9 protein-coding genes are annotated in these 10,067 nt (G+C 43.4%); 6 read left to right on the forward strand and 3 right to left on the reverse strand.

Annotated features, from left to right (window positions below):
- Nucleotides 1-294: T9SS type A sorting domain-containing protein (locus tag HY063_13685; protein ID MBI3502837.1), on the forward strand; the 294-nt coding region annotated here is incomplete at its 5' end.
- Between the two features lie 571 nt (nt 295-865).
- The gene (locus HY063_13690) at nt 866-1,708 is read left to right on the forward strand and encodes a hypothetical protein (GenBank protein ID MBI3502838.1); all 843 of its coding nucleotides are present in this window, start codon (nt 866-868) and stop codon (nt 1,706-1,708) included.
- Between the two features lie 67 nt (nt 1,709-1,775).
- Here HY063_13690 and HY063_13695 read toward each other — a convergent pair whose 3' ends face one another.
- The gene (locus HY063_13695) at nt 1,776-2,591 is read right to left on the reverse strand and encodes an outer membrane beta-barrel protein (protein MBI3502839.1); all 816 of its coding nucleotides are present in this window, start codon (nt 2,589-2,591) and stop codon (nt 1,776-1,778) included.
- An 87-nt stretch (nt 2,592-2,678) separates the two neighbouring features.
- Between HY063_13695 and gldB the strand changes: the two genes are divergently transcribed.
- From gldB to HY063_13715, 4 genes are read left to right on the forward strand one after another with little or no spacing between them, the layout of a single operon-like run.
- Nucleotides 2,679-3,704 (forward strand): gliding motility lipoprotein GldB, encoded by a 1,026-nt coding sequence (gene gldB / locus HY063_13700; GenBank protein ID MBI3502840.1) that lies wholly within the window; start codon nt 2,679-2,681, stop codon nt 3,702-3,704.
- Nucleotides 3,705-3,706: 2 nt separating this feature from the next.
- A complete protein-coding gene (gene gldC, locus HY063_13705; protein ID MBI3502841.1) occupies nt 3,707-4,036 on the forward strand; it encodes a gliding motility protein GldC in 330 nt (109 codons plus the stop codon).
- 51 nt (nt 4,037-4,087) lie between these two features.
- Complete coding sequence (locus HY063_13710; protein ID MBI3502842.1) at nt 4,088-4,735, forward strand: OmpH family outer membrane protein; 648 nt, start codon at nt 4,088-4,090, stop codon at nt 4,733-4,735.
- A complete protein-coding gene (locus tag HY063_13715; GenBank protein ID MBI3502843.1) occupies nt 4,732-5,151 on the forward strand; it encodes a nucleoside triphosphate pyrophosphohydrolase family protein in 420 nt (139 codons plus the stop codon). Before HY063_13710 ends, HY063_13715 begins: the two co-directional genes overlap by 4 nt.
- On the opposite strand, the gene HY063_13720 is transcribed toward HY063_13715, so the two are convergent.
- Both HY063_13720 and sprA read right to left on the reverse strand, forming a co-directional pair.
- Entirely contained in the window at nt 5,148-7,142 is a 1,995-nt protein-coding gene (locus HY063_13720; GenBank protein MBI3502844.1) for a thioredoxin family protein, read from the reverse strand. The genes HY063_13715 and HY063_13720 overlap by 4 nt on opposite strands.
- A 96-nt stretch (nt 7,143-7,238) precedes the next feature.
- Nucleotides 7,239-10,067 (reverse strand): cell surface protein SprA (sprA, locus tag HY063_13725; protein ID MBI3502845.1); only part of this gene is annotated, 2,829 nt, incomplete at its 5' end.

Below are 10,067 nucleotides of genomic sequence, written 5' to 3' on the forward strand. Positions count from 1 at the left end.
GTGCAGGTAATCGGGGGAGTGTGCCCAAATACCACAGCAGTAAATGAAATTGCAGAGCAGGAAAATAGTATACTTTACCCCAATCCCACGAGCGGAGTGTTTACGGTTTCTGGTTTACGGTCTGCGGTTTCCGGTTTGGAAATATATAATATGTACGGAGAGCGAGTATATCAAACAGCCGTAAACAGTAAACAGCAAACAGTAAATCTTTCTTCTCAGCCGCAAGGCATTTATTTTGTGCAGGGAAAAACAACAGGGGGAACGCTTACAAGAAAAATAGCAGTGCAGCGATAAAACACCGCTCTTCCTTACCACTTACTCACCCAACCGACCACTTGTTAATTTCCCGCAACCTTGTTCATTGCCTGTTCGTAATAATTTATAACAGGAATAAAATAAATTTTTGCCGCAGCCGTTCCGTAATAAATCCCCGTAAAAAAACCTTGCAATGAAAAGCACGCATGGAAACCAACGGAACAGGCGCAGGAAAAGCGTTTTCACAAACAGGGAAAGCGGTTTCCGAAACTGCGCAGGCGCGAACCGGAAATAGTACCGCGGTTTTCTTTTTTCGGCAGCCGCGAACCCTTTTTCGGCAACCGCGCGCCCTTTTTAGTACCGCGCCTTCCGTGTTTCGTACCGCGCCTTCCCTTTTTCGGCAACCGCGCGCCCTTTTTCGTACCGCGCCTTACCTTTCTCGGCAACCGCGCGCCCTTTTTAGTACCGCGCCTTACCTGTTTGGAAATACGCAGTTTCATAGTAAAAAATCGAAATATTCAATATTTATCCTGTTGAACCCTCACTGGCAGCAGGATGGATGGAATAAAAACAATAATTCAGCGGGGAAAACAATTAATACCAAATAACAATGGCTAAAAAGAAATCAAAGGGACCACGCGTTCCAAGAAAACTCAACCTGTTTGACAATTACATTGTCAGCGTAGTAGCATTCCTGTTCAGCACCAATGCCGCAACCGGAAATTTATGGTGGGTGGATTTGCTTCTGACGAATGCCGAAGCAGGTCAACTGCAAACCTACAACGGCAAGTGGCGCACGGGCAATCCTGCCAACCCGGGAGTGTATGAAATCCACACCAACCCGGACACCAAGGGAAAAAAGTCGCGCAAGAATGTAATCAACCTGCGCGATGCCTTTACCACTTTCATCGGCACGCTCCTCACGCGCATGAGCGCCAGCCCTGCCATTACTTCCGAAGCGCGGTTGGTGCTGCACATTGCAGAGCCGAATCCGAAAAAAGAAAAAGTGAAAGACGGAATCAAAGAACAGGTCTTCTATAAAGAAAAAGACCTGGGCGGTGGCGACCACGAGTTCCTGTGCGCCACCGAGCACGACAGCAAACTGCCCAGTGTTGCCGATACGGCAGACGGAATAGTAGTGTCGTATTCCATCGTGGATGTGGCGGGAGAAAAAGCGGCTGCCAAAGCCATTGAAGATGCCAACGCAAAAATGGTTTCCAATGCATCAAAAACAAACACGCCCCCGGTGGTGATTGAGCCGGTGGAAATGACTCCCGCTCCTTCAGAGCCGGAGGAATGCGACAAACAAAAAGTTTTTTCGGGGCATAAGTTTTTGCTTCACTTAGGAATGAACAACAAAGGAAAAATTCTTTATATGTTCCTGCAGTGGAATGATTCTAAAAACCCGAACCGCATAGGTCCGGCAAATAACCTGATTACGATTGTGATTTGAGGAATGATTGGAATAAAAAATCCCGCAGGAAAAATTTCCCTGCGGGATTTTTTATTGCTTCTTCATCTCAGAAAAGAATTCCCGCGCTCAACACAATTCCTCCCTGCGTGAATTTTTGTTCCAGCGAGGTAAGATTAACAACACCGGATGTTCTTGTATCGCGGAATAAATAATCGGAAGTTCCCTTCACCACGTTGGATAATCCGTAATCGTAACCGATGGCGAATACAAACGCAGTGGAGCCCGATAAATAATATTCTCCGCCAGCGCTCAGCGTAACCGACATGCGGAAGAAAGCCATGTCTTTGGTAATATCAATTTTTGTTTGCGAAGAGGACTGATTGGTTTTCATGCTCACCTCGTTGTCGTTGGCGAACACTTTTTTACGGAGGCAAATATTAAACCGCGGCTCAAAAAAATAGCGGATGTATCCGATTTCATTGGTGCGCATTTTAAGCGAGATGGGAAGAATATAATAACTCGCGTTGTACGTGCGCCCGATCAGCCGGTACTGTTCCCACTTTTTATTCAATCCTGCAGTATCGCCAAGCAAAAGAATTCCTTTGTCAGTGTTGTAATAATAATCCACCGTGTCCTGCTTGGAAGTTCCGGTAAAATCAATTTTGCCGCCACCCGAACCGATGCCGATGCCGAAACCCATTGCGAAGTTTCCGCTGAGGTTGTATTCGCCATTAAGCAGCACGCCAAAGCGGAACACCGAGCCGTCTTTCGAAAATCTTTTGGGATTGTCGGGCTTGTACCACGAAAGAGATGGAAGCGCAGTAACTCCGAAGCGGAAGTTTTTCATATCGCCTGCATTATCCTGCGCAAAAAGAGAAAGTGAAAATGCAGAAACAATAATCAGCGGAAAGAACTTTTTCATGGGTTGATGATTTGTAAGGCGGTTGTGTGTAAATTTACATGCCGGAGGAATTCCTTCGGAAGCGCAAACTTAAGAAAAACATTTAATATGAAATGGAAGAATGGAAGGAGGGATGAGTGGATGATTGGATTGCTGCTTTGCTGGCTGCTTGCTTCCTGCGGGAGCAATCCGCTGGATGTGGATGTTTCAAAAGTTAATGTTGCGCCCGTAAAAATTCAGCGCTTCGACAACGATTTTTTTTCGCTCACGGCAGAAAACATTCAGCAGAAACTTCCCGGACTTCAGAAAAAATATCCGGGCTTCACGGATTTGTTTGTCCGCAATATTTTATGCCACAGCGGCATTCAGGACAGCGCCTGCATTCCTGAAATCATAAAGTTTGTGAATGATAAAGATATGAAAGGCGCCTTTGACGAATGTCGGAAAAAATTTTCTGATTTGTCTTTCACCGAGAATGCATTGACGGATATTTTCAAGCATTATAAATATTATTTCCCGAAAAACAATCTGCCGAAAGTTCTTGCTATGATGTCGGGTTTTAATTATTCCATTGCAGCGGCCGATTCTGTGTTTGCCATCGGGCTGGAAATGTATCTGGGAACAAAAAATAAATTTTATGAAATGCTCCAGATTCCGGCTTATAAACAAGTTAACATGCAGAAAGAATTTATTGTTCCCGACTTTCTCCGCGCATGGATGATGCGCGAATTCCCCGACAAGACAAAAAGCGGAAATCTTCTGAGCGAAATGATTTACCAGGGAAAACTTCTTTACCTTGCCGATGCAATGCTGCCGGCTGCAGATGATACGCTGAAAATCGGCTTCACAAAAAAACAATTGCGCTGGTGCATTGAACACGAAAAAGATATGTGGGGCTATCTGGTGAAAAATAAATTCCTCTACTCCACCGAACACGAGGCGATTTCAAAATTTACCGGGGAAGGTCCGTTCACCACCGGCTTCGTAAAAGAATCACCCGCGCGCACAGGCGCTTGGCTCGGCTGGAAGATTGTGAGACGATACATGGAAGTAAATCCGAAAATATCTCTTGAAGAATTAATGAAAGAAAACGATGCACAGAAAATTTTATCACTTTCAAAATATAAACCCTGACTATGAAAACTTCAGAAATAAATTTTAGAGTGGCGCTTGACGACAACAATCTCCCTCTTTCGATTGACTGGGAAGCCAGCGAGGCAAACGAAAAAAGTTCCGCAAAGAGCGCGATGATTACACTCTGGGATGCGAAAGAACAAAACACGCTTCGCATTGATCTTTGGACAAAAGACATGCTGGTGGATGAAATGAAAATTTTTTTCCATCAAACATTGCTCTCCATGGCAGACACGCTGAAGCGAGCTACGGGCGAAGATGCCATGGCGGAAGACCTGAAAGATTTCTGCGCGCACTTTGCCGATAAAATGAATCTTCTGAAAAAAAGTTAACAGGAAATTTTTTCTTTCTTCTTTATTATACATTTGCAAAAAATTTTAATCGTGAAAAATATTTCATTAGCGCTAAATGCAATTCTTCTCCTGGCGGTGGGATTTCTTTATTACAAAGATTTTTCCGAAAAAAAATCTTCCGCAGGAAACGAAGAAACAAAAAATGATTCCGCGAAAATTGTTTCTCCCGTTCAGCCCATCGTGAATTTATCTTCACTGCCGAAGGGCTTGCCGGTGGTGTTTGTAAATGCCGATTCGCTTTTTGCAAAATACGAGTATGCAAAAAAGGCAAAAGCATCCGGAGAAAACAGGGTGGACAGTTATCGTAAATCGTACCAGCAAAAAGCCGAAGCGTTTCAAAAGGACTACAGCGATTATGTGGAGAAAGCAGGCAAAGGCGCGTATTCAAAAGAAGAAGCCACGAAGATTGAAGAAGGGTTAATGAAAAGGCGCGATGAAATTGCGGCAATGGAACAAAATCAGGATAAGGTGATGGGCGAACTGGATAATTCAACGGTGGATGTGCAGAAAAAAATTTATGATTACCTCGCGCGCTTCAACAAAGAGCATGGATACTACTGTGCATTCGCATTCACAAGAACAGGCGGAGGTGTGCTGGGAATAAATGATTCGCTCGATGTAACACGAATTGTTTTGAACGGATTGAATACGGAATATAAATCAACCAAGGGAAAATGATTCAGGAAAAAAAATCAAAAAGGATTCTCGTGGAAAAAATAAATTCCGTGAAGGAGTTTCACGAAGTTTTTAAAATCGGTTCACGGGAAATTCCCGAAGGGAAATTGGAAGAATGGGAATATAAACTCCGCCACCGTCTGATGCAGGAAGAGAATGAAGAATACCTGGAAGCATGCAGCCGCGGAGACCTTGTTGAAATTGCCGATGCGCTGGGCGATAAACTTTATATTTTGTTCGGAACAATTTTAAAACACGGACTTCAATATAAAATTGACGAAGTGTTTGATGAAATTCACCGCTCCAACATGTCGAAACTGGATGAAAACGGAAAACCGATTTTCCGTGAGGATGGAAAAATTATGAAGAGCAAAAAATATTTTAAGCCGGATATCCGGAAAATTCTTTCGGAAGATTAGTTTTCTTTTCGCTTCTTATATCTGCACAATCCCTCATCCAAAAATTTCTTGTACGTTTCTATTTCCGGGGTGTATCCGCGCGACTGCGCAAGTTTTTTTCCATTGTTATCGAGCAAAACATAATACGGCTGAGAATTTGTTTTATAAACCGATGCCTGCAAATCGCTCCACTTGTTTCCCTGCGTTTTTATTTTTTGTCCGGAGGTTTGAGAAACAATTTGTTCTTTTTCCGGAAGCGGAGTTTTATCGTCCACATAAAGAGAAATCAAAATATAATTTTCGCGCAGGCGTTTGAGAATTTCCGAATCGCTCCACACATTGTCTTCCATCTTGCGGCAGTTCACGCAACTCCATCCGGTAAAATCAATCATCACCGGTTTGTTCTGATTTTTCGCATACGCCATTCCTTCTTCGTAATCATGAAAACAATTTAAGTTATGCGGGCAATGGCTTGTTTCTTTTGATGTCCATTCTTTATAAAAATCGGGCGGAGGAAATCCGCTGATTAATTTTAATGGCGCTCCCCACAATCCGGGAATTAAATACACCGTGAAGCTTAAAACAATCAGCGCGTACATATAGCGGTAAACCGAAATTGATTTTACTTCCGAGTCGTGGTCGAATTTTATTTTGCCGAGAAGATAAAACCCCCACGAACCGAAAATCACAATCCACAGCGCAATGAAAACTTCGCGCGGAAGAATTCCCCAGTGATACGCCAGGTCTACGTTCGATAAAAATTTCAGCGCGAGCGCAATTTCCAAAAATCCCAAACTCACTTTCACCGCGTTCAGCCATCCTCCGGATTTCGGAAGCGTGTTCAGCCATGCGGGAAACGCAGCGAAGAGTGCGAACGGAAGTGCGAGCGCAATGGCAAAGCCCGCCATTCCGAGAAGCGGGCCCAAATTACTTCCATTCACAGCCGCTTGAACTAAAAGAGTTCCGATGATGGGTCCCGTGCAGGAAAAAGAAACGAGCGAAAGCGTGAATGCCATGAAAAAAATTCCGAGCATCCCTCCGCGGTCGGCTGCTTTATCCGCTTTATTCACCCACGAACTCGGAAGCGTAATTTCAAATGCTCCGAGAAAAGAAGCGGCAAAAATTATAAAGATGAAAAAGAAAGCAAGGTTGAACCAAACATCGCTTGCCATTTTGTTGAGCGTGTCGGCTCCGAAAATTTTTGTGATGATGAAACCGAGCGCCACGTAAATAATTACAATGGAAAGAGAATATACCAAAGCATTTTTAAATCCTTCCGAGCGCGTTTTGCTTTGCTTGATAAAAAAACTTACCGTGAGCGGAATCATGGAGAACACGCAGGGAGTTAACAACGCCAAGAACCCACCGATTAAACCTTGAATAAAAATTGCCCATGCGGAAAGTGTTGCATAATTATCTCCTTCGAGCGAACCGCAATCGTCATTAAAATTTTCATCGTTTCCTGCAATTTGTTTTGCAGTTGTATCCACCACTGCAGTTTTCAGTGTGTCAGAATCTTTTTTTACTTGTGAAATGTCTGCATTTCCTCCTTTCCCTTCTATCTTAAACTCAAAATCCACATCCGTTGGCGGAAGGCACATGGAACTGTTGCAGGTTTGGTAATTTAAAGTTCCTTTCACTGAAAAACTTTCCTGCGAAAGAATTTTTATTTTTTGTTTGTGAGTTGCTTCGTGCTCATAATATTTCACATTCATCTCAAAATTTTTATCGTACATCTTCTCCGGTTTCGGCTCAATAATTTTTCCATCAAGCGAATAATTTTTATTCTTCTCGAAATTAAATGTGAGAGAAATGGGCCCCTGGTCGCTTTCCTGTTTCATGGAATACACATGCCAGTCGTTGTCAATTTTTGCTGTCAGCAATAATTCGGCTTCGCTTTCAGAAATTTTATTGACGGAAAATTTCCACTTCACGGGATTTTGTATCTGGGCAAGCGAAAAGAGTTGGAAAAAAACAAAAAGTAAAAAAGTAAAAAATAATTTTATTTTCATAGAAGAATTTCTGTTCAAATATACTTACTTTGATTTCACTGCCTATTGTTTTAACTATTTTTCAGAATTAAAGTATTTCTTAGAAAATAGTTTTTATCAAATAAGCGAGAAACGAATGCTCACGCCTCCGTTTGTGTTGGACGATTTGAACGAAGTGGAAATTTTCGGAGTGGTAAAGAGTTTATCAAAAAATACCCGCGCGGTAATGCGCTGTGTTATCATATAATCTGCCGATGTTTTAAGCGAAAGAATAATTTGCCCGGCAGTCGGCTGGGTTACTCCTTCCACAACTTTTCTTATCACCGTCAAATTTTCCCGAATGGAAAAATCGGCTTTCAGGTTCAGGTCGCTCTTGATTCCTTTTTTGTTTTTGCCGAACGGGTTTTTCAGTTCAAGGTTTTTCCATCGGTAACCCGTTCCCACCACCAGTTCTTTTCCGTTTATTTCGGTGAGTTGGTTGTTCGCGAAACTGAGCGCAATGTTCCTGTCTTTTTTAATTTCTGTGTTTATCTGAATCCCGTTCTGTAAGGTCATGTCCACTTTGATTAAAGGAGCAAACTGCTCGGAAATGGTAACTGAATTTATTTGCTCGTAGAACAAATAATCTCCGTTGACATTGGTAACAGAAGGCGCCTGCGCCTCCGACTGTAAATTTGATTTAAGATTATTGGCAAACGTGAAACTATACGAAGATCGGTAGGCATGGCTGAGCGTTACAGTTTTGAAAATTTTCTTCAGCGGTTTTATTTTTGAGAGTCCATCGTAAGTAATCCGCCAGTTTGGTTTCGGAATTTTGGGAAATGTTTCGAGCGGATATTTGCTTGGGTCTTTTCTCGAATAGGCAGAAAGAAACGCAAACATCATGGTGGCTTGAGAAGTGGGCCCGTATCCTACATGATATGTATCTCCGAGAGCATCCTTATATGTTTGAGCAGAATTTCCATTTTTATAATGGTCCGCAAGATGTTCGGAAATTAACGAGCGGTTCGCCAAAAAATCTGTGAATGCTTGCGAACTATAATCTTTATTTGTTTTTTCAAACGCAGTTTTCCATGTTAAGAATGACATACTGAAGTTTCCGCTCTCAATCGGATTCTGATGAACAAATCCGGAATCCGTCAGCAGCGCATCAATTCTTGCCCATCTGAAAAACTCGCTGTGGTTAACCGACTTGCTGCGGTTGGCGGTGAGTTCAATCTTGAATCCGGGAGCGGGCTCTATGTTGGCACGTCCGGTAATGTTGGTGGTGGAATTGCGAAGATACGGAGTGTTCAACGAATTTTTCTGCACAATCCATCCGTGTGAGGCGGCATATTCCCCGAAGTCATGATAGGTTTTCCCGTTAAAACTTCCCGAATAATTCTGCTGCCCGAAAACAAAACCGGGACCGGGCGCTCCGCGCGGGCTCATGCCGAGAAATTTTGTGCTGTCGTTAAATCCGGCAATGGAAGTTCCGCGGCTGTCGGTAATATTTGCCGAAACATTTTTCAGCATCATGAGCGTGCGCGCGGCATATTGCGGCAAAAGATACTCTCCGAGTTTTTTCTTTTCTTTTTTCTTCAGTGAGTCCAGCGCGGCTTTGTTTTTCTTCAGCGTGTCCTGTGGATTTTTAGGTGGAGGATTTTTCGGCTTGGGCGGAGTTTTTTTCTCTTCCTTCTTTTTTATTCCCTGGTTCACTTTTTTGAAGAACGGTATTTTATTGTAGAGCGTGAGCATGTTCGCCTGCGTATTCAGTGTTTTCTGATTTCCGTTGGTTAAAAAATGCCCGAGTGAATCAGCGCTGTAGGGAGCGTGCATCCATTTATAATCTGCCGAATAGCCGGCATTGGCGGTTATCCAATCGGTGAGCGGAAATTTATTGATGGGCACCGTGTAATCCGCTTTTGATTTCTGCATGTAGATAATATTATTTCCGCCTTTGAAAAAATTCCGGTACATCACGTCTTTGTCCGGTTTTAAATCCACCGCTCCCCGCGGTTCGAGAATGCGGCTGGTATTGTCGGCATGATAATCGAGTTTGATGGATTTGGTCAAATCCCATTTCAAATCGTAACTGCGCAGCATGGTAAACGTTTTTTCGTAAAAGGTGTCAATGGGAATGTTTTCTCCCGAGATATCGCGCTGGTGTTTTTCCGAATAATGCCGCGTGGCGTCCGCAAGGAAAGAATATTTGTTCGGAATGGGCGTGAAATTAAAATCCTTGATAAGCGCGAATGCTTTTTTGCTCAGGAGTTTTGATTTCTTGAACGGCTGAATGTTTTTTACTGTGGGCGCATAGCCGTATACAAATCCTCCGCGGTAATCGCGCATGTTATAAAAATCAATGGTGGCGCTGTGGTTGTGAAACTGGCTGTAAGAAAAATTAAACGCGAAGTTGGAAATATCAATCGGGTAACTGTGTTTTGATTTTTTTGATTTCTCTTTTTTCACATTGGTGAAGTTTATGCTCCTGCGGTCGGTTTCATCTATGGTTTCGCGTCTGATTTTATCGCGGTAATCTTTCGGAAGGTTTTGGTCATGCAGCACATCATATAGTTTAATGTCGGGGTCGAGCGGGTTATACTGCGGGCGGATGATTGCCTGCGAATAGCCCACGTACATCGGAAGCGAAATTCCCCAGTCGGCAGGAAGAAATTTATGCAGCGCAATTTGCGAGGAGATGTCATACTGGTAGCGCGTTTCTTTCTGGCGCTCGCTCACTTTTTTCTCAATGCTTCCCCATCCGGGCGAACTGTAATTTCCGGCAAGCGTTACGGTGCCGAGGTCAGCAAGTTTGGTAGTAACGTGGCCGGTGCCGGCATAGCCGCCATGCTCATCAAAATCGGCAAGGCGAAGTTCGTTCACCCACACTTCCGCGCATTTGGAAATTCCGTCATCGGCATTTCCGGTCGGATTGGTTTTGCTTCCTCTTTTCGGATTGCGCAC

This window comes from Bacteroidota bacterium (genome assembly GCA_016195025.1).
In the GTDB taxonomy this organism is placed as follows: domain Bacteria; phylum Bacteroidota; class Bacteroidia; order Palsa-948; family Palsa-948; genus Palsa-948.